The sequence below is a fragment of the Streptomyces sp. NBC_01304 genome, assembly GCF_035975855.1.
Classification (GTDB): Bacteria; Actinomycetota; Actinomycetes; order Streptomycetales; family Streptomycetaceae; genus Streptomyces.
Window position 1 is genome coordinate 10,640,900 of record NZ_CP109055.1, and the last position, 18,098, is coordinate 10,658,997.

Consider the following 18,098-nt stretch of genomic DNA (forward strand, 5'->3'; position numbering starts at 1 on the left):
ACTTCGCCCCAACACCACAGTCCCCACCCCAGCGTCACCAAAAGTTCACGAGCGAAGTGGAGTTAACGTCCCATCAGTTCCCCAAGTCAATGTGGGCCACATCACACCATCGCAAGATGGCATGCCTCTGAGCTGCGAAAACGCCCGGAGATGCCCGGCCTGTGCACCCCTCATCAACCGGCAGCCTGGCTACATACGGTGTTCAACGCGCAAGACAAATGAGCCAGACAGCCAGGAGGCCTCCGGGGGCGCCTGCGCACCCCCATGCGAGCTGTCATCCAGCAAACATGCAGTAGCTTCAGCACAGTTGCCGGCGGTGCTGCCCGCTGGTCGAGGAGCGCGGGAGCGCATAGAACACGCCAAGCGCTTACCCTTCATCCGCTGACGGTGACTGTCTGCAGTCGAAGACTCGCTGCTGCGCCGCAGGGGGCATGCAGGCGCCCAGAATTCGCCTGGGAATCATGACCAACACACCCTCAAAGGGCGGCAATAGAAAGTGTGATCAAGGATGCTGCCCCCGTGCGGCGGCCACCGTAATGGCCGCGAACTCCACATCCACCAGGTACGGCCAGGACGGTGAGCGGGTCTCGAAAGGGTGACACCCCGGTACTCGGCGAACCGTGGGCCGGCGCAGCGCCGTCCTCGACGGCATGTCCCACCTTCATCTTGAGCAGCCCGGCCTGACCCGGATCACCGTCGAGGGCGCCGATGAGGAGACCGTGCTCGCCATCGCGCACGCGCTCACTGCCTGCCACAACATCTCCGGGCCACTCCCGTCGCGCCCGATTCCCGGCGAGGAGCGAGTACACACCTGGATGTACGCCCACACCGAGCCCGCTGCGCCACAGGTTCCGGAGCTGAGCACCGACACCTGTATAGACCAGGCGAGTCGACCGCGTGCGGCCCCGCGAGTGAGTGCCTGCACCCAAGCCCTTGTTCGCGGCAAAGAGCTCGGCAGCGACCGGCTGGCGGACCGCCATCGAGGGTCGCCGAGGCGGTCCTGCAGACCTGGAGCAGCAGGCACGGCGAGACGAGCAGGGGAGTGAAGGCCCGGGGTTGGATGGACTGACGAGAAGTCCTGCCACGTGAGGTACAACTTTCGTTGTCTGTGGTGCAGTTGGCCTGCTACCGGTATCCTGTTGCCGTTCTGTACGTGCAGAACCACCTGCGGACGGCTACCGCAACTGGCAGAGGGAAACTGGGGAATGAAAAAGAGAAGGAAATTGATGGGGCTCTTCAGCCCCACCCGATGACTTCCATCGGCTCTACCCCAGCCTTGCCAAAAACAGCCCGCCATTCCCGCCGTATCCCCAGGTCAGAGGCCCTTCTCCCGCTGAACTAGCAGGGACGCCCCGGTCGTTGCGATTCCCTGCGAGTCGCCGATGGTGACCGCAGCGGCCGGACTGACGCCGGACCTTCTGAAACTTCCGCCCGCCGCGGCCTGGGTCGTGCTGCTTCTCGCGGTGGTCGGTGTGGCCCTCAAGGTCTACCGGGGCATTGCCCAAGAGCGCAGGGCCAACCGCCAGGAGCAGACCGCGAGAGCCGACGCCGAACAGCGGCGTGTCGACCGGCATCGGCTCACGGACCTGGCAGCCGCCCCCGGTACGCCCCCTGAGATCCGACGGGCCGCCCTGGAAGCTCTGCAGACATATGGGCCGGAGGCAGCGGGACCGTCTCCGGGAGGCGGCACTCAGCCGCCTGCCTCCCGGGCGTGACTCATAGCCCGAGCCGAGGGCGGCGCAGCGACGGCAGCCGCGCCGCCTGGCCCTGCCTCGCACAGGGTCGACCCTCTGTGCTCCCGGGCTTCTGTGTCGTGGACGGGCGGCGCTATGCGGTGGTGTTCGCGAGCGCGGCCAGGCCGGACTCCCGCATCACCCGGTCTGCGGTCTCCTGCAGGGTGCTGGCGGCCGGGATCACGGTCTCCACGCCGCCGGGCAACAGGTCCAGGGGCCGGTACCACTCGGCCAGGACCTCCGGGCTGACTTCGTCCGCGATCGGCTTGGTCGCGTGCCGCGCGAGGGTCTCCTCGTACGGCACATCGAGGTAGTAACAGTGGGCGCGGCCCCGGTAGTCGGCGAGCAGTCCGGCGAGCATCTCGCCGTAGTGCGCGACGTACAGGAGCCCTTCGAGCACCGTGTGGAAGCCGTGCTCCATCGCATGACGGACGGTGAGGTCGATCAGGCCGATGTTGGCGCCGCCGACGACGTCCCGCTCGCGCAGTACGACGCGGCGCAGGTTGTCCTGGCCGACCAGGGCGATGCCGCGTCCGTACCGATTGCGCAGCTCGGCGGCCACAGAGCTCTTGCCGCTCGCGCTATTGCCGCGCAGCACGATCAGCGTCGTATCGGAGGGGGAGGAGAGCGTCGTCACCGGCATGAGGCTATCCACCAGGTCAGGTTGGCGGAGGCGTTGTCGTCCTACGAGTCGCCGGTGCTCATGGAGCCGCGCCTCTCCCGGCTGTCGGGGGTCGCCTGGGTGGGGTCTTCCTCCTGCGGTAGAGGAGCATGAGTCAGGGCTGGCCCGATGAGGCCAGCCCTGACGGTGGTGCACTTCGGGTGGTGCCTGCGCTTCAGGAGAGCAGAGGCAGGCCCAGGTCTTGGTTCTCGTCGCTGAGCAGCTCTTGCAGAGCTCCGGCGCAGTGGCGCAGGTGCTGATCCATCGAGTTCATGTTGCCCAAGACCAGAAGGAGTCCAGTGGTGGCGCCGGGTTGGTTCGACCCGTCGCGCAGCGTTCGGAATGCCCGCGCCTGGAGCGATCGGACCTCGCGCAGGGTGGCTTCGGCGGTATCCCTTGTGAGAGTCCGGTTTCGCACGACCTCTTCGAGCTGGCGGATCAGATGGCTTGCTCGCGTGAATTGACCTGCCGCCTGGCGCTCAGGGCTGGTGACTCGGATCTCCGAGTCGATGAGCTGGCGTCGTGACTGCCTCAGATCCTTGAGCAGCTGCTGCAGCATCTCGAGGGCGTACTGGACCTGGCCGTTGTCGTCCTGGCGCTGGGAACGGGCGGCCGGCTTGAGGTTGATAGTGGCCGTCAAGGGGGACCGCAGACGCAGCACGCTCAGGTTGGAAAGGCCAGCTTCGCGATGCAAGGCTCCGCTCAACGAGGTCAGCATGTCCTGGTCGGCGTCGGTGAGCAGTTGGTCGAGCATCTCGTCGCCAGGCTCCGACGGGTTGCGGGCGTGAGTGTCGGTCATTGTGTGCCTCCCGTCTGCAGGCCCAGGATCTGCTTGAGCCGGGTGCGGGCCCGGCAGTGGTTCTGCCGCACGGCTGCGACGGTCATCTCAAGCGCCTTGCTGGTCTCTTCGTAGGTGAAACCGTCCTGGGCCCAGGCCATGACCTGTTGTTGCGTCGGCGGGAGCTGGGCCAGGGCGTCCAGGACACGCTGGTTGCCTTCCTTGAGGGTCACTGTGGCGACGGGGCAGGTGCCACCCGGCCGGTCGGGCACGGGATCAACGGGTCTAGTCCTGCGGTCGTTCTGCTTCAGATAGCAGCGATGGGCCGTGGTCCGCAGCCAGGCCCGCGGAAACTCCAGGCTCTCCCACTTGTCCGGCAACGCCGCGATGAAGGCCTCGTGCGCGGCATCCGCCGCTTCATAAGGGGACGCACCCAGGCGCATGAGGAACCGGGTCAGGAACGGCATCTCCTGCTTGTACAGCTTGGCGAACTCGTCCACCACCGGTGCCGCAGGCATGCGGCGTGGTCGGCTGTCGCTCCCTCGCACCGCTGCCGGCAGGGGCGGCCTTGGCGAGGCGGGCAGTTCAGCCATGGTCGCCGCCACGCTGGGCCTTGGGCGTCCCTACCTCGATGTCGACTCGCCAGCCGGAGTTGCGCTCGCGCAGACGGCTGCCGGGCGGGAGCGACCGGGTCCGCTCGCTCAGCCCCTGCTGGCCGGCCTCAGCCACCTTGATCTGGGCGCGGCCGGTGATCCATGCATGGACCACCCGCAGGAGCCACACCGCGAGCGCCCCCATCAAGGCGATCAACACCGGGTCCATGCCGGCCTCCGTTCTGCTCGGCGACACCCTGCGCGCCGCGTACACCCCCTAGTGCAGAACACCACCGCAGATGTGACATCGGTTCCTCGCATCGGAATCCCGGCCACCTTGTGCCGTGCTGTCCGAGTGAACAAACGCTGGGCGGCGGGTCATTGATCGCACGCCTGCTGTCTTCACGGGTACAGAGGACAGATGATCACCAGCCGTATCCGCAGCCGCCGCTCATGGGCTCTCGTCGCCCTGCCGTGCGCCCTGTTCCTCTCCTTCGCAGCCGCGCCCGCGGTGTCTGCGGATGTCCCGGCGGGGCCGGTGCCGTTGAAGACGTCGCTGCAGAAGGCCGTCGCCCTGCTGCCGGTGGTCGAGGAGATCCTGATTGCGGAGGCCACCACGGAGGTCACCCGGGCGAGGGCTGCGCGGTGACCGAGGGGGAGTGGGTGTCGTACTACGACGACCAGACGATCACCGGCAATCCGGGGCATCAGATCGACATCGATCACATGGTATCCGTAGCCGCGACGGCCTAGTTGGGCGTTCTCCCATGTCAGCACGTCACCGGTATGCCGGAGTCCGTACTGCCGGCTCCTCCGGGGGAGATCCTCACGCGCAGCGCACTTATGACGCTGCGGGAGAGCATCGATCGCTTGGGCGCGTACCTCCACCGAGTTGGTCCGGACATCCACTGAGGTGGTTCGGAGAACGCGTGTACGCCTGTGTGGCCTTCAGGCAGCAGGCACCACAGCGTCAGTTGCGGTGCAGCCGTGCACACCGGCTGGAACTTGCATGCGGTGGGCGCCTCCCAAAGGTTCGAATCGTGCGCCGGCGGGGCCGCCTGCCACGAGGCCCACCGAGGCGTGGTGTCTAGGTCGACAAGGGTGCGGTGTAGGCCCTCATGTCCGGGGAACAACAAGCAATCGTCGCCGAGGTCGCCTCCGGTGCTTGAGTGGCAGACGGACAGACGAGTCCTCACCCGTTGTGGCCGCGACGGGACCGGCGGGCTGGTGCTGTCCGGCTGTGGTGTTGCTTCGGCCGCGGCCTTGCGGTTCCGATAGGCCGTCTGACGGCAGGCGTTCGAGCAGAAGAGGCGCGGTCTGCCCCCGTGCATCTGCCCGGGAGATGGTTGATGCAACTCGAATTGAGCTTGGCACTGGGCGCAGTGCCTGGTCAGGGGCGGGACTTCCTGCCGCGCCCGCCCTGCGTCCGCTGCACGGAACTCGTCAACCACATCGAGGACGTCTGAATGCCGCAGCTTGTTCCTGGCCCTATGAAGCAGCCCCTGTACACCCTGCTCCGAGATCCCCATCTCGGAGGCGACCGTCGCCACAGGGTGCCCCTGGAAGACCATGCGGAAAGCCGAGGCCTCGCGGGGCGTGAGCCTGCGCAGCACTTCCTCGATCTGGATCGAGGAAGTGCTGCGGTTCGCCGTGGGATCACGGAAGGTGTGCTGCCGCCTCACTGCTGCCCCCTCTCCCCAGCCATCGGCAACTGCACGGTGTCGGGGCGCAGCTCCGTCAAGGCCTCGCGGACCACGGCGACTTGTCCGGCGGTGAGGTTGATTGTCGAGGGCTGCGGCGCGACGGCGCCAGCCCCTGAGGGCTGCGCCGGTTCTCCAGCCGGGACTGCCTCGCCAGCGGTGTTGCGCCACTTGCCCCACGGCAGGAAGCAGGACAACGCACCGATCACCTGGCTCAGCCCGACCAGGACATCCGGCACGTCCTCCGCTTGCGTCTTGTCGAGCACCGCTCGGATGACCCAGGCCACGAGGGCAGCCAGGACGACCACGAGCGCGATGACGCACACCACGTAGATCAGCGAGCCGGAGAAGAGACCGGCAGACAGCACATACACGAACGACCTCCGAGACGCGAAAAGCCCCGGTCAGCAGACCGAGGCTTGGAGACGACGGGCAAACAAAAAAGCCCCCGCCTCCCGGAGGGGGAAGCAGGAGCAGCAGGGGTGCACAGGTATACCCGCGCGAGGACGAGTCTGCCATGAAGCGCGCCCCGAGTGACGCCCCGCCTCCACCTGCACCTTCTTGGACTGCAAGGACTAAGGAGGGAAGCACAGGTTTCGTAACGCACGCTCAGGCGGGCCAGCCCGAATTACTCGACAGCGGGCAGCGCCGCCGGCCGGGCACTTGGAATGAGCGAGTCACGCCCGACCGCGAGTTCCGGAACGTACTTGTACAGCGTCGTACGTGAGACGCCCAGCAACTTCGCAATCGAAGTGATGGTGTTCTCCGGGTCGGTCAGCAGGCCGCGGGCGTGACGGATCTGTTCCTCCGTCATGGCGGGTGGCCGGCCGATCCGCTCACCGCGGGCTCGCGCGGCTGCTAGGCCCTCGTGGGTGCCTTGCATGATCGATTGTTGGACGCCCTCTTCCGATGAGAGTTCACCTGCCATGCTGAGCAGCTGAGTTCCCACTCTTTTCCCCTTGGAGAGCAGACGTGGACTTGAGCGCCACCGGCGAGCCCGTCATCGTGCAGGAGGACACCCAAGTCGATGTCGGTGTTCACCTTCGGCCGGGCACTTTGACCCTCACCCAGAACGGCCTGGACTTCGCGGTGTGGCACGCCTTGGTGAGGTTCGCCTCTGTCCAGGCGAATCCGTGGACAGCGCAGGAGGTCAAGTTCTCGGCCCAGGACCCGGACGGTAAGTCCGTGCCATTGACCGTGGATCTACTCAACGACGCCTGCGACGGTCCCAGGGCTGGCGTTCCCGCCGGGATTTGGAAGGTCGTTGCCCTCGCGGCGACCTCCGCCGGAGATGTCGGCATCACCTACACGCCCCCTGGCCCGAGCCTGATGTAGGGGAGGTGGCGAACGGTGTGTCGGTGAGCTCCGACTTCCGCTGCCCCCTGACGGTCGTGCGGTCCGGCCTTCATGGCCGGCGTGCCGATCGGTTTCGAGGTCCTGGAACGCCTGCACCTGATGGGCGCAATGAGGGCCCGACTTGCTTATGGGCGGTCCGGGTCGTAGAAGGTGCCCGCGTCGGTGGAATCCCCGAGGACCTGCTCGTCAGACTCGGCGTGCTCCACGTAGCTTGCCGAGACGGGCGCGGGCGTGACGGGTTCACCTGTGGTCTGACCTGCGCTCACGGTGGCTGCCGCCGCTGCGTTCTCCTGTGCAAGGGCATTGGCGCCTTGCACAGGAGGTGGGAGCGCCCGCGGCAACGGACGAACCCGCAGCATGTGGCTGACCGTCCGGACCAGGACAGGGCCACCGCCCCGAAGACATGGCTCGGGAACTGTGTGCCCTAGCATCCATGGGCCTTTGGCGTTGCGGGATGGCGGACAAACCATTCGGATGAAACGAAACAAAGTGGCGTCTGACCTGCACCTGGGGCTGCGCGCATCCGAATCGGAGGGAGTCGGCGGGCATTTTCCCCAGCCGGTAGGCGGTTGGGGCACCTCAGAGCCGACTTCAAGGCCGGTACGTATCCGGAAAACGAGTGCCCTGGAAGCTCCTGTGCCGGGCGGCGGTTCATGTCACGGTGAGTACACGTCAGGGGCGGCAACCCATGACGTACCGTCAACGACCGTCCGGACCAAGGAATTTGACCATGACCCGATACATCCCTGTTCAGAATGCGCCGGTGCCCGAGGGCGCCTTCTGTATCGGCCTGCCCAGCGGCCGGCGCTTCGCCGTCCCCGCACTCCTGCCCGTCGGCACCCTGGTGATCGTGCTGGTCTCCCTGGGGTACGACGTGTCCGCCGCTATTGCGGCGCTCCTGGCAGTGGGCGCTGCTTCGCGCGAACTGACCCGCGCACGCTGACGAGTTCCTCAACCCCTTGGCGGTGCCGTTCGACGGCACCGCCCCGTTGGCCGTTGAGGAGCAGCGATGCCGCGGTTGGAGAAAGACATCGACCCGCAAGCCCCGTATGCCGGGCTTGCCCACCAGCTGCGTGGTCTTCGCAGGAGCGCGGGGAACCCCACGTACGAGTCGATGGTGGCGCGGGTGGGGGACTACTCGGTGACGACCTTCTCGAAAGCCGCCAGCGGCAACGTGCTGCCGAAGCTGCCGGTCGTGCTCGCCTATGCGAGGGCCTGCGGCGGCAACACCCAGTACTGGTCGGAACAGTGGCTGATCGCTCAACGGCCGGGCCCCTTGGATGGCCTGAGCGCCCTGCCCATCCGGTCGACAACACCTCCCGACCCCGGCACGGCAGCGACCCCCGGTGAGTTCGTCGAGCTACTGCGCGACATGCGGACGTGGGCGGGCGAGCCCTCGTTCAAGCAGTTGAGCAGGCGGACCGGATTGGCCGTGAGTACTCTGGCCGACGCACTGAGCCCGAGCCGATCAACCGTGCCAAGCAATCGGGTGGTCACCGCCCTGGTCTCCCAATTCCTTCACCTGGTACATCGGAGCGGGCGCCCGCTTGCCATGGAGCCAGAGCTGGTACTGACGCAGTGGAACAGCACTCGGCAGGCTCTCGCTGCACGGCGAACGCCGTCGAAGCTGAGCGCCACGCGAGAGCGAACCACTGCGTACGCAACGACCCAACCCCAGCCCCAACTCGGCAAGCAGCAGAGGGAAGAACGCGGCCGCCCTTGGCGGCCCCTGGACGGCCGCCTCGCACCGGAACGGCGGAAGCTCGCCGAGGCGCTCCGTGATGTGTGCTCCTCATCGGGACTGAGTCTCCGTGAGCTCTCCCGCTCCGTCTGCATGAGCCCCTCCGCTCTCTCAAGGCACCTGAGCGGGGAGCGGATCCCCTCTCCGGAAGTGATCAGCGCACTCATTCGGAGGATCACTTCTGACTCCCCGGCAGTCGAGAGGGCACGGCACGTGGAGATCTACAGGCTGCACGCGCAGGCAGTGGAAAAGACGGGCAGTACCTTCGAGCAGCTGCGCCTGCGGCTGCAAGAGGAGGAGGCGCAGCAGGCCAGGCTGACCCAGCAGATCAAGTTGATGGAGGAAGAGCTGGACTCCACCCGGATCGGCTGGCAGAAGGAGGTGATCGAGCTTCGGGAGCATGAGGAGGCGAAAGCCGCCCAGATCGGGGATCTACTGAGGCATGTCGAGGTGCTAAGCGGCGGCCCGCCTGGCCGGGAGTGGCTGATCGTCCGCCTTCGTCGGTCGGCCTGATGCCGACGGGGCACAGCACCTGAAAGGAGGCGGGGTGACATGCGGGAGCTGCAGTATCTGTCCATAGCCAAGCTCGATGACTTCTACGAGCGGCCGCGAAGGAGGCTCACGGATCGAGCCGTTGAGGCCGAAGCCAGTGTGTTGGGTTCTGGCGGTCGCGTCGCTGTGGGGGAGGGCGGGGTCGGGGAGCGAACACCTGCCGAGCGTCTGGAGCGCGTCCTGGAGCATCTGGAGAAACAGTGCTGGGCGCGCTCATGGGAGCCCGCGGCGTGCGGGCATCTTGGAGTCGATGCCTGGTTGGAGTTCCGTGGCCCGTTCCGCTACGGCGCCGCAGTCAGCGATGTCGGATTCCATGACCGAGGCGTCTTCGCCTATGCCTCATTGGAAGAGGGCTGCTGCCCGCACCGCGATGGTGAGTTCTGCCCCAACATCGAGCTGCTGCTGTGCGGTTCGAAGCAGCATGTACGGGCTCACCGTGATCATCCGCCGACGAGGATGGGATCCGGCTCGGATTGGCTGCACGCCATGGCAGCCGACCTGGTCCAGCGAGAGGCCCGTGGAGACACGACGACTCCTGAGGCATTGGCCTCTACCGGGCTGAGTGACCAGGAGTTCGCGGCCAGGTCCGCCTTCTCCATGATCTCTCGCTTCTACCGGACTCCTGGGTACCTGCGCGGGCATGCCCGCGTGTTGTGCAACTTCCCGCCGCAGCGGCTGCAGCACCGGATGATCGTGGCAACTCCCTTGTACATGGAGGTTGGGGTGCAGCCGGCTCCGCCAGTCACGTCGACACCTCACGCCGGAGAGACTGCGCGCCACCGGCGCTGGTGGCGACCACGACGCTGACCTGGGGCCGGGCAACAGGGCGCTCGAGGAGTTCACGGGCGGCGGTGCGGCTGACCAGTGTGTCCAGAGAGCTTCTGCGAATCTGCGCGCGGTCGAGGGCGGGAGAGCCTTGACGATGACGTGGGCTGGACACTTGCCCCATGGGACCGGCAGAGGCCCCGGGCCCGCCAACACATGTGACGGACGTGGGCCAAGGCGTGATGGCCCTGCCCACAGGCGCCCGTGCCCACCGGTGTGGCGCCCGCTCAGCTGATGATCTTGTGGAAGAACAGCACCGAGGCGGCGAAGGCCGCGCCTGAGGCGAGCGCCCCCTGGGCGGGGGCGGCGCCGCCCAGGACGGTCAGTACCCCGGCGGTGGCCGCGGTCAGGATGCCGAGCAGCAGGATGAGCGCGGCGCGCTGGCCGAGCAGGGGATCGCGGTCGTTGTGGGCCACATCAGCTCCGTGGGGAGAAGCACGACCAACAGCGCAGTGGCTGCCGGTCCGGTTGCAGATGCTGTAGGCGATCGACCTCGAGATCCCCTCGCGTGATCCATGCCACAGCAGAAAGTGCCGGAAGAGGCGAGGGGAGAACCGTGTGACGGCCCTATGACGTACTGATGTGAGGCACCCTCAGGCAACCAACGAGCCGGCCGCTACGCGAAGGAGTGCATATGTGTGACGAGGCAGCGGGGACTGCCCGCCATAGCGGCACTCCCACCACCGACGACGCCGAGCTCCACGCCCTGGAGGGCGAACTCGACCGCTTCGAGGCGCTGTTGGCGCCGCACGCAGCCGAGGAGAGCAGGCCGGAGCGGGCTGAGCGCCGCGCCCGGGACGCCGAGGTGGTGGAGATCCTGCGCGTACAGGACTTCACCGGGCCCTTGTTCAACCGGTTCGCCGGCCAGCTGATGGAGTACGCCTGGCCCGTCCTGCTCAACTGGACTGCCAACGAAGAGATCTTCCGCCAGGCCCGCCTGGCCGGCTGCCCCATCCCCGCCGGGCTGATCATTCCCTGGACCTGGGAAGACCGCTACGAGGTGGTCACCGACTCCGTCCTGGACGGCATGGACACCTTCCGCGGCAACGCCCTTGCGCGCAGCCGCTGGAACCCGGCCAAAGGCGCCGCACTGAAGACCTATTACGTCCGCGCCTGCATCTTCGCCTTCCGCAAGGTCTACGGGGCCTGGAGCATGGACCGCGCAGCCTCCCAGGGCAGACGGGCCTACACCGGACTCGACGACGACCCGGTGCTCGCCATCCCGGACCAGCGCGCCCCGGACCCCTGCCACACCGCCGTCATCCACGACGAACTCGACCGCATCCTGCCGCTGGTGACCACCCCGGAGCTGCGCGCCGCGCTGGCCTGGCGGGCGGCCGGCTGTACGCAGGAAGAGGCCGCCGAGCGTGCGGGGCTGACGGCCAAGGCCCTGGAAGGCCGTCTCACCCGGGTGCGCACCAAGGCCCGCGCGCAGAACACCGAAGGGGGAGCACGATGACCACCACGACAGGTGGAGCCATGGATCTCAACCGTGTTGAGAAGAGCCTCGAGGAGTTCGACGCCCTGCTGGACTCCTCCACCCTGGGAGCCCCCAGGGTGCGGGCGGTGCGCAGTCACACACCCGAGGCCATGCGCGAGGAGCTGGCCGCCCGGCTTTCCGACCGCAGTGCCCCCGTGACGGATGCCGCCGAGGTCCTGCGTGCGCAGAGGGCCGCCGGGCAGGCCGCACCGAGTGCCCCGGCGCCGGATGCAGTCCCGCGCCCTGTGACACCCCGGTCAGCCCCGATGGGCATCGACCACGGGACCTGGACGGCCCGTGGTCCGCAAAGCGGCATCAGGTCACCACATGATGTTCCCCGTTATCGCTTTCTGGTATTGGGGCTGGAGACATTCCATGCCCGAATTACTGACGAATTTAATTGGGGAACACCATTCTTGCCCGAAGGGGTGTCAGAGAAATTCGGGTTGAACCGGCAACTCTGTTTTGTGCTCCGAGGCGGGGTGCAGGAGTCACGTCGCATGGCGGCAATGTCGCTTCTGGCTGGCCTGGTGGATTCGGTCCGAACTGACTGCGAGCCGTTCCTGACGCGCCTGCGGCGAGAGTTGACCACGATGGGGTGGGCCAGAGGATTTGGGGCTGTTCCGTTTGTCTGCCCGGTGGAGCCGTCGAAGACTGGGCAGCCGGGGACGGACCGGGTCGGGGAAAGCAGTATTGGACGCTTTGGCATGGGGGTGAAACTTGCACTGGCCTGCTCCGGTTCCCTGGTGGGGGAGCGGCCCTTTGGTGCCCATGTGACTGCGCGTTCATTCCTTGGCAGTCAGCCTGCCGCAACGTCCCTGTACATCCAGGGGCATTACTGGAGCGATCCCGTTGGTTTCCTTGACGGTTGGCTGCAGCGAGGCGGAGCGTATCTGTGGCGCCTGGACGGGGAGCGGGCTGCATACGCAGGTATTGCTGCGGATTGGTACGGGCAGACACAGAGGGCGCAGCACTGGTGGTACCGGCTGGCAGGCCGTTTCACTCCTGTGGGTGGCCACCGCACACGCGACAGTGTTGAGCCGGCCAATCGCCTCACTCCAGGCACGAACTACGTGTGGTGCAAGAGTGCTTCGTCCCAGACGAGCGACGGCAACCGCTACTGGCTGCGGACAGACCTCGACACCGAAACCGTCTGGCACCGCCAGTACGTGTCTGCCTTTGCCCTGTCTCCCTGGGGCAACGACCGAGCCAAGGACAATCGCGGATACGTCATCCCAGACTGTTGGAGCGGTCGGGGCAGGACCGCAAGCATGTTCCTGGCAGCGCACGAAGCGTGGAGAACCACTGCTGCATCACGCGATCGGGACCATGTGACAGCGCACTCGATCCATCCGTTGGCGCCCACAAATCAGCATGGATGCCTGCCGGAGCAGACATGGTGGAACGACTTGCGGGACGCACCGGATCAGCGATCGGCCATGGCTCTTGCACTGGCCTGCGCAGGACCATTGCCCAATGACTGCGGGCCTCATCACTGGCTGGAAAGACTGAGCAAGCTTCTTGCCGGCACACGTGCCCGACCCGCGTATCCATCGGACACGTCGGTGTGGGACCTCGTCACGATTGCTTGGTCGACGCCGCTGGCATTGCCTGCGCCAGCCAGAACTCCACATGGACAAGCGGCAGCGTCCCTGCGGGTCATGCGGGAACGTGAACCTCTTGCCGCGGCCGGTGGTACAGCATCCCCGTGGCTGCTTGCGGAATCGTCGTGCCATCTTGAGACGGCTCAGGGGGTGACCATGGTGCGGGCAGCCAGCTGCCTGCTTCTGCTGGCCCCACCAGAACCGATTCCCGTTCCCGCAACCTTCACCTATCGCAGCGATGACCCGTACGCGGTGCATGCCGTCTTCGAGCAGCCGGCAGGACACCAGGTTCCCTGGACCTTTGCCCGTGACCTGCTCGTTGAGGGAATGAACGGCGTCGCTGGATCGGGAGACGTACAGGTATGGAGGGCAGACGAACCAGCGGGCAGCCAGGAAGGGCATTGGGTGAACATCGCACTGAGCGTGCCCCAAGGAGAGGCCGTACTGCAGATGCGGCAGGCCGACCTCCGTCAGTTCCTGGACCGCACGCAAGCACTCATCGGCTACGGCAGCGAGCATTCCCACATGCAGGTGGCACTGGACATTGCTGCCAACGAACTACTGCACCGTGCCACGTCTGCCGGCACACAAGGTGCTCGCATCCTCACGGGCGATCCAGGTGAAGGTTTCACCGTCGGTGAAAGGTCAGAGGCTGTGGACGATCCCAGGCCACCAGTTGTGCGTGAACGGCCTCATCAGGGTTGCTGTGCGGAGCTGGAGCAGTCAGTCAGGAGCGCAGAGCATGAGCATCACAGCGGCTGTGACCCTCTCTAGCAGGTAGCGGTGTAGCCACCAGGACGCCAGGGCCGGCCGATTGGATGTCCCTGACGGGCCATGTGCCAATACACCGGCTGGACTCACCAGGCTCGAGGGATCTGGGATGAGCTGAGCCTGTTGGGCACGCAGGTGCGATCGAAGAACGGCTGTGTCCGGATCGTTGCAGCGCGCCTCTGGCACGGGGGACGGTGCCGAAGAAATCCTCTATCGGTGTTCAGCATTTGGGGTTGCGTGGCACTCTTTACTACGTGGACCGGCTGAGGCTGGTTGCATCGCGGTGCCTGGCATCGCGGTTGGGATAGATGGTCTGTCTCCGCGCTCCGGCCAAGAGACTCAGGGACAGACCAGCCAGGCGGGAGCTTTGAGCTCCCGCCTGTTCCATGCCTGCCCCTGGTGCCCCTTGGTGTCCCCAAGACTGGCCGCCGCTGCCTGCAGGAAGCACAGTTGCCCAGGACGTATCGGTCCGAGCACCGCAATCCACGTCCCCCTGAGTGGCCAGTGCGCCTGCACCTGGAAGACACGAACACGTCACTGCTGTACGCCGGCCAACAGGCCTGTCCTGGTCGACTGCTAGAGGCAGCGCAGATCACGAGCGCAGACGGTCGGCCCTGGCAACCGCTGGAAGGGATACCAGCACACCTGCTCTCGATGCTCGACTGCTGTTGACCAGGAAGCCAGATGACCGCGTGCCCCTGGCGGATCGACTGCTCAACGCGTCAGCCGATTGCTAGAGATAGGCATGCGTGTCCTGGCAGAGGACGACTGGCCCCTGCCAAGGACCTCCAGGCGGCAGCATCCGGTTCGTGCAGCAGCTCGCAGTGCCCCGGACAAGGAGTTCGTCCACTGGTCACTGTCATCGACGGACTGGACGAGGTGCTGCAACACAAGACGGCACCCGTGGGGCCTGTGGGGTACTGAAGCAGCACGGGCACCCCGGCCGGCTGCTCGCTCCGAAGCAGCTCTGCGCCCCGCCTATCAACCGATGCTCGGCAACTCCTAGCCTTTAGAACCGAAGAGGAACCAGCACCATCGCGGAAGCTGCTGCCCTCCTCCACACGCGGCCAACTCGGTCAGCGCGCAACATGGCAATTTTATCCGGCTGTTGAGAGATGATGCCGGTTCCCGTTTGGCAGGCCATCCAGCCAAGAAAAACCAGTGGAGCATCGAACGCCGCTTCCCAAGGATGACGTCCTTCCCGTTGAACGACCTCAAAGATGATTCATGTATAGGGAAATGAAATAGAGAGGGTGCTCCACCGTGCACCCTTGGCGGAGAATGTTCGTGGTACTGAAGCATCTTGTTGAACTCATCTAGTGCAGCGCCTTCGGCGTGGATCCCATCGACGGTCCTTCCCTCTATTCGCTGCTCTCGAATGCCGTTGAGGCGGAGGGATCTGATGACTCATACCTCATGTCTCCGTACTGGGCCATTCCAAAAGGAGCCCACTTCTGCACGGCCGGGACGGACTGCGCCGGAGTGCACAGGATCATCGCACCGGCCGACGCCAACCGTTATGCCGGCAACGAACTTGCTTTCGGCACTCCGGAGACCCCATGGCGCATACATGTATGCGCCCGCGCAGCGTTGTGATCTTGATCCTCCGGGTTCGGCGACGCCACACGCGCCGCACCCTCGTCCCCCCGGACCCGCCCGCTGTTGACGCATCGTCAACAGAAATCAGACGGGCCGGGAACCGCCGATGCGCCGATAAACACGGGATTGGTGGACGGGCGGGGCCAGTTGGGGCCATCCTGTTCCGTGGCGGACCCTCGAGTCTCTGGCCGGAGCGCGCGGCGGGACGTCATATCCCATATAAATCAACCGACTTGGAACTCCCCGGAGACTCCTCAGTCGGTCCACGACATCAGGACGATCATGACGATCCTGCCGTTCTCCGAGGAACCGCAGCTGAGGCCCTGCCGAGTGACCCGAAAGATCGCAGATGAGCTGATCCGCCGGGTCACACGGCACTTCGCCCCCGACGAAATCGAACTGACCACCCGCTACCCCATCCCGCGCGACCGACGCACGGACCACAACCCGTGCGTCACCACGACCGGGGGGACGCTCGCCGAGCTCCTGAACGACCCCGGGATCACCGGGTCGGTCCCCGGCGACACGGCCATCGAGCTGTCCGACCTGACGATCACGGCCCGCAACACGACCCGCATGATGCACGTGGAGATCACCAGGAAGAAGGTGAGCGCCCGTATCGAGGGAGCCGACCGGGACTGGGTCCAGGCCCGCTCCAGCGAGGTACGCCAAACCCTGGAAGGCAACCACCCGTGGTGGGCATGGTGGCGCACCCCACGCCGACGCGGCTTCCTCGGACTCGGCCTGGCCCTCGACGTCGCGGCCGCCGCCCTGTGGTGGGCCAGTACAGGCAACCTCCCGAACTCCGCGCCCGCGATGACCGCCAGCGCGGTCACCCTCGTCCTGATCCCGCTGATCTGCTGGCTCATCACCAGCCGCTTCACCAGCGTCCGCATCGGCAAGACCGACCCGGTCTGGTTCTGGCAGCGCTGGACCCCCGGCGACAAGATCGCCTGCGCGGCCCTCGCGGTCGCCGTCATCACGCTGGGCAGCCGCCTGCTGTCCCCGGACCCCTCCGACGAGGGCCAGGCGCCGCCCCGCACCCCGCACACCGTCGCCATGGACCGTGAACTGCGATGACCCCACCCCCTGAACCACTCAGCCGCGGGCCGAACCCCACACCCCCGGGGTCCGCCCCGCGCAAGCCGTCCTTCACCGAGTTCTACAGCCGTACCTACCCCCAGCTCGTAGCCCAGGCATGCACCTACACCGCGAGCCACGACTGGGCCCTCGACGCGGTCCAGGACGCCTACGTCGCCACCTACCTCCGCTGGGACGAGGTGGACAACCCCACCGCCTACGTCGCCACCGTCACACGCCGCAACATCTACTCCCAGACCCGCCTGCGGTCCCGCATCACCCTCACCGCACACCCGGAGGACACCCAAGACCTCCAGGCACCCGACCAGACCGAGACCGTCGACCAGCAGGACATGCTCCTGCGAGCCCTACGGCAGCTGCCGTACATGCAACGCACCGCCCTGGTCATGTACTACCTCGAGACCTGGACCATCGACGACCTCGCCGCAGCCCTCGACATCACCCCCAGCACCGTCCGAGCCCACCTCACCCTCGGACGACGCCGGCTGCGCAAACTACTCACCACCGGGCACCAGCCCGAGCCCCACACCCCGCCCACGAACATCACGGAGCACAAGACTCCCGACACCACCCCCGCCCCGCACCGCCACGAACCCTTCCACGACCTCTACGAGCGCTACGCGGGACTCGTCTACGACTACATCTACTTCCACACCGGCAACCCGACCACGACCGAGCACCTCACCCGGGAGACCTTCCGCCAGGCCGTGTCCCGTACCACCCGCGAGACCGGCCAAGACCAAGACCCCCACGCCTGGCTGATCACCATGGCCCGTACCCTGCTCACCAACCAGGGCACCACCCCCTACGGCGGCCGTAACCGCCAGCACACCGCCCTCACCCCGCCCAGCACCACCCAGGACACCCCGGCCCGCCCGACCGCCGTCCTCCAAGCCCTGAGCGCCCTCACCCCCGCCCAGTACGAGTGCATCGTCCTGAGGTTCCACCAAGGCCTCTCCGCCGCCGAGGCGGCCCGCATCATGGACCGCACGGAGGCAGCCCTCAGAACCCTCCAACAGCGCGCTCTGCGAACCCTCGCCCAGAACCTCGAACCGGGCACCACTTCCCCTTCGAACCCCGGCACCCCCGAGACACCCCCACGCAGCCCCCGCTCCACAAACCCACCCATGCTCACGAGGATGATGACCGCCCTGGAACGGCTGCTACCGGCACCCGATATCGGCCTCATCCACTGAACACCCCCGGCCCGCCGGCCCGATCGTCAGATCGGCAGCCGACGGGCCTTCTCATGCCCAAAACCCGACACACACCACAGAGAACCCAACGAATTCCAGAAGAGCCAACACACAGAAAAATAGAGAGATTTATCGCCAGATAAATCAAACAAGCCTCCAGACAAACAAAACTGACTTGCCGTCAGGCAAGAAACATAACAGAAAAGGCCGCGCCAGCGGCCTAACCCACACCCCCACAGATTCGCCGCCAGGCGAATCAACACACCCCACAAACAACCCACTTGATTTGCCGTCAGGCAAATCAACACGCAAAACCAAGGGCCGCGTCAGCGGGCGACCTCAACCACAACGCATTCGCCGTCAGGCGAATGCACGCGGGCGTGAAATTCCGTCAGGAATTTCTTTAGA

The 18,098-nt window shown here is 66.1% G+C and carries 20 protein-coding genes; 11 read left to right on the forward strand and 9 right to left on the reverse strand.

Annotated features, from left to right (window positions below; translation table 11 throughout):
- The first annotated feature begins 650 nt into the window (after window positions 1-650).
- Both OG430_RS49645 and OG430_RS47410 read left to right on the forward strand, forming a co-directional pair.
- Complete coding sequence (locus tag OG430_RS49645) at window positions 651-1,046, forward strand: DUF6207 family protein (protein ID WP_442816419.1); 396 nt, start codon at window positions 651-653, stop codon at window positions 1,044-1,046.
- A 336-nt stretch (window positions 1,047-1,382) separates the two neighbouring features.
- A complete protein-coding gene (locus OG430_RS47410; RefSeq protein WP_327350271.1) occupies window positions 1,383-1,715 on the forward strand; it encodes a hypothetical protein in 333 nt (110 codons plus the stop codon).
- A 112-nt stretch (window positions 1,716-1,827) separates the two neighbouring features.
- On the opposite strand, the gene OG430_RS47415 is transcribed toward OG430_RS47410, so the two are convergent.
- The 4 genes from OG430_RS47415 to OG430_RS47430 form a co-directional block, all read right to left on the reverse strand.
- Entirely contained in the window at window positions 1,828-2,376 is a 549-nt protein-coding gene (locus OG430_RS47415; protein WP_442816678.1) for an AAA family ATPase, read from the reverse strand.
- A gap of 193 nt (window positions 2,377-2,569) precedes the next feature.
- Window positions 2,570-3,193 (reverse strand): hypothetical protein, encoded by a 624-nt coding sequence (locus OG430_RS47420; protein ID WP_327350269.1) that lies wholly within the window; start codon window positions 3,191-3,193, stop codon window positions 2,570-2,572.
- The gene (locus OG430_RS47425; RefSeq protein WP_327350268.1) at window positions 3,190-3,690 is read right to left on the reverse strand and encodes an RNA polymerase sigma factor; all 501 of its coding nucleotides are present in this window, start codon (window positions 3,688-3,690) and stop codon (window positions 3,190-3,192) included. The genes OG430_RS47420 and OG430_RS47425 overlap by 4 nt, the downstream gene beginning before the upstream one ends.
- A gap of 67 nt (window positions 3,691-3,757) precedes the next feature.
- The gene (locus tag OG430_RS47430) at window positions 3,758-3,994 is read right to left on the reverse strand and encodes a hypothetical protein (RefSeq protein WP_327350267.1); all 237 of its coding nucleotides are present in this window, start codon (window positions 3,992-3,994) and stop codon (window positions 3,758-3,760) included.
- Window positions 3,995-4,186: 192 nt separating this feature from the next.
- On the opposite strand from OG430_RS47430, the gene OG430_RS47435 reads away from it, so the two are divergent.
- Window positions 4,187-4,414, forward strand: coding sequence for a hypothetical protein (locus OG430_RS47435; protein ID WP_327350266.1), 228 nt, complete (start codon window positions 4,187-4,189; stop codon window positions 4,412-4,414).
- A gap of 121 nt (window positions 4,415-4,535) precedes the next feature.
- On the opposite strand, the gene OG430_RS49650 is transcribed toward OG430_RS47435, so the two are convergent.
- The 3 genes from OG430_RS49650 to OG430_RS47445 form a co-directional block, all read right to left on the reverse strand.
- Window positions 4,536-5,447 (reverse strand): sigma factor-like helix-turn-helix DNA-binding protein, encoded by a 912-nt coding sequence (locus OG430_RS49650; protein ID WP_442816676.1) that lies wholly within the window; start codon window positions 5,445-5,447, stop codon window positions 4,536-4,538.
- The gene (locus OG430_RS47440) at window positions 5,444-5,839 is read right to left on the reverse strand and encodes a hypothetical protein (RefSeq protein ID WP_327350265.1); all 396 of its coding nucleotides are present in this window, start codon (window positions 5,837-5,839) and stop codon (window positions 5,444-5,446) included. Before OG430_RS47440 ends, OG430_RS49650 begins: the two co-directional genes overlap by 4 nt.
- A 254-nt stretch (window positions 5,840-6,093) precedes the next feature.
- Window positions 6,094-6,348 (reverse strand): helix-turn-helix domain-containing protein, encoded by a 255-nt coding sequence (locus tag OG430_RS47445; protein ID WP_327350264.1) that lies wholly within the window; start codon window positions 6,346-6,348, stop codon window positions 6,094-6,096.
- An 89-nt stretch (window positions 6,349-6,437) separates the two neighbouring features.
- Here OG430_RS47445 and OG430_RS47450 point away from each other — a divergent pair, with 89 nt between their 5' ends.
- The gene (locus OG430_RS47450) at window positions 6,438-6,800 is read left to right on the forward strand and encodes a hypothetical protein (RefSeq protein ID WP_327350263.1); all 363 of its coding nucleotides are present in this window, start codon (window positions 6,438-6,440) and stop codon (window positions 6,798-6,800) included.
- Between the two features lie 146 nt (window positions 6,801-6,946).
- Here OG430_RS47450 and OG430_RS47455 read toward each other — a convergent pair whose 3' ends face one another.
- A complete protein-coding gene (locus OG430_RS47455; RefSeq protein ID WP_327350262.1) occupies window positions 6,947-7,087 on the reverse strand; it encodes a hypothetical protein in 141 nt (46 codons plus the stop codon).
- A 464-nt stretch (window positions 7,088-7,551) separates the two neighbouring features.
- Between OG430_RS47455 and OG430_RS47460 the strand changes: the two genes are divergently transcribed.
- The 3 genes from OG430_RS47460 to OG430_RS47470 all read left to right on the forward strand — a co-directional run bounded on the left by OG430_RS47460 (window position 7,552) and on the right by OG430_RS47470 (window position 9,921).
- A complete protein-coding gene (locus tag OG430_RS47460) occupies window positions 7,552-7,764 on the forward strand; it encodes a hypothetical protein (RefSeq protein WP_327350261.1) in 213 nt (70 codons plus the stop codon).
- Window positions 7,765-7,962: 198 nt separating this feature from the next.
- Window positions 7,963-9,075 carry a helix-turn-helix domain-containing protein gene (locus tag OG430_RS47465; RefSeq protein ID WP_327350260.1) on the forward strand — a complete coding sequence of 371 codons (1,113 nt, stop codon included), beginning with the start codon at window positions 7,963-7,965 and terminating at the stop codon, window positions 9,073-9,075.
- 39 nt (window positions 9,076-9,114) lie between these two features.
- Window positions 9,115-9,921: an SAVMC3_10250 family protein gene (locus tag OG430_RS47470; protein ID WP_327350259.1), complete on the forward strand. Its 807-nt coding sequence runs from the start codon at window positions 9,115-9,117 to the stop codon at window positions 9,919-9,921.
- Window positions 9,922-10,166: 245 nt separating this feature from the next.
- Here the strand turns inward: OG430_RS47470 and OG430_RS47475 are convergent, their stop codons facing one another.
- A complete protein-coding gene (locus tag OG430_RS47475) occupies window positions 10,167-10,355 on the reverse strand; it encodes a hypothetical protein (protein WP_327350258.1) in 189 nt (62 codons plus the stop codon).
- Between the two features lie 218 nt (window positions 10,356-10,573).
- Here OG430_RS47475 and OG430_RS47480 point away from each other — a divergent pair, with 218 nt between their 5' ends.
- The 4 genes from OG430_RS47480 to OG430_RS47495 all read left to right on the forward strand — a co-directional run bounded on the left by OG430_RS47480 (window position 10,574) and on the right by OG430_RS47495 (window position 17,690).
- On the forward strand, window positions 10,574-11,398 hold the full coding sequence (locus tag OG430_RS47480) for a sigma-70 family RNA polymerase sigma factor (protein WP_327350257.1): 825 nt from the start codon (window positions 10,574-10,576) through the stop codon (window positions 11,396-11,398).
- Window positions 11,395-13,797: an SsgA family sporulation/cell division regulator gene (locus tag OG430_RS47485; RefSeq protein WP_327350256.1), complete on the forward strand. Its 2,403-nt coding sequence runs from the start codon at window positions 11,395-11,397 to the stop codon at window positions 13,795-13,797. Before OG430_RS47480 ends, OG430_RS47485 begins: the two co-directional genes overlap by 4 nt.
- 1,878 nt (window positions 13,798-15,675) lie before the next feature.
- Window positions 15,676-16,473 (forward strand): hypothetical protein, encoded by a 798-nt coding sequence (locus tag OG430_RS47490; RefSeq protein WP_327350255.1) that lies wholly within the window; start codon window positions 15,676-15,678, stop codon window positions 16,471-16,473.
- Entirely contained in the window at window positions 16,470-17,690 is a 1,221-nt protein-coding gene (locus OG430_RS47495) for a sigma-70 family RNA polymerase sigma factor (RefSeq protein WP_327350254.1), read from the forward strand. Before OG430_RS47490 ends, OG430_RS47495 begins: the two co-directional genes overlap by 4 nt.
- The last annotated feature ends 408 nt before the right edge of the window (window positions 17,691-18,098 follow it).

Coding starts and splice junctions, on each gene's coding strand:
- OG430_RS49645 (WP_442816419.1), top strand. CDS start 651: ATGTCCCACCTTCATCTTGAGCAGCCCGGCCTGACCCGGATCACCGTC.
- OG430_RS47410 (WP_327350271.1), top strand. CDS start 1,383: ATGGTGACCGCAGCGGCCGGACTGACGCCGGACCTTCTGAAACTTCCG.
- OG430_RS47415 (WP_442816678.1), bottom strand. CDS start 2,376: ATGCCGGTGACGACGCTCTCCTCCCCCTCCGATACGACGCTGATCGTG.
- OG430_RS47420 (WP_327350269.1), bottom strand. CDS start 3,193: ATGACCGACACTCACGCCCGCAACCCGTCGGAGCCTGGCGACGAGATG.
- OG430_RS47425 (WP_327350268.1), bottom strand. CDS start 3,690: ATGCCTGCGGCACCGGTGGTGGACGAGTTCGCCAAGCTGTACAAGCAG.
- OG430_RS47430 (WP_327350267.1), bottom strand. CDS start 3,994: ATGGACCCGGTGTTGATCGCCTTGATGGGGGCGCTCGCGGTGTGGCTC.
- OG430_RS47435 (WP_327350266.1), top strand. CDS start 4,187: ATGATCACCAGCCGTATCCGCAGCCGCCGCTCATGGGCTCTCGTCGCC.
- OG430_RS47445 (WP_327350264.1), bottom strand. CDS start 6,348: ATGCAAGGCACCCACGAGGGCCTAGCAGCCGCGCGAGCCCGCGGTGAG.
- OG430_RS47460 (WP_327350261.1), top strand. CDS start 7,552: ATGACCCGATACATCCCTGTTCAGAATGCGCCGGTGCCCGAGGGCGCC.
- OG430_RS47470 (WP_327350259.1), top strand. CDS start 9,115: ATGCGGGAGCTGCAGTATCTGTCCATAGCCAAGCTCGATGACTTCTAC.
- OG430_RS47480 (WP_327350257.1), top strand. CDS start 10,574: ATGTGTGACGAGGCAGCGGGGACTGCCCGCCATAGCGGCACTCCCACC.
- OG430_RS47485 (WP_327350256.1), top strand. CDS start 11,395: ATGACCACCACGACAGGTGGAGCCATGGATCTCAACCGTGTTGAGAAG.
- OG430_RS47490 (WP_327350255.1), top strand. CDS start 15,676: ATGACGATCCTGCCGTTCTCCGAGGAACCGCAGCTGAGGCCCTGCCGA.
- OG430_RS47495 (WP_327350254.1), top strand. CDS start 16,470: ATGACCCCACCCCCTGAACCACTCAGCCGCGGGCCGAACCCCACACCC.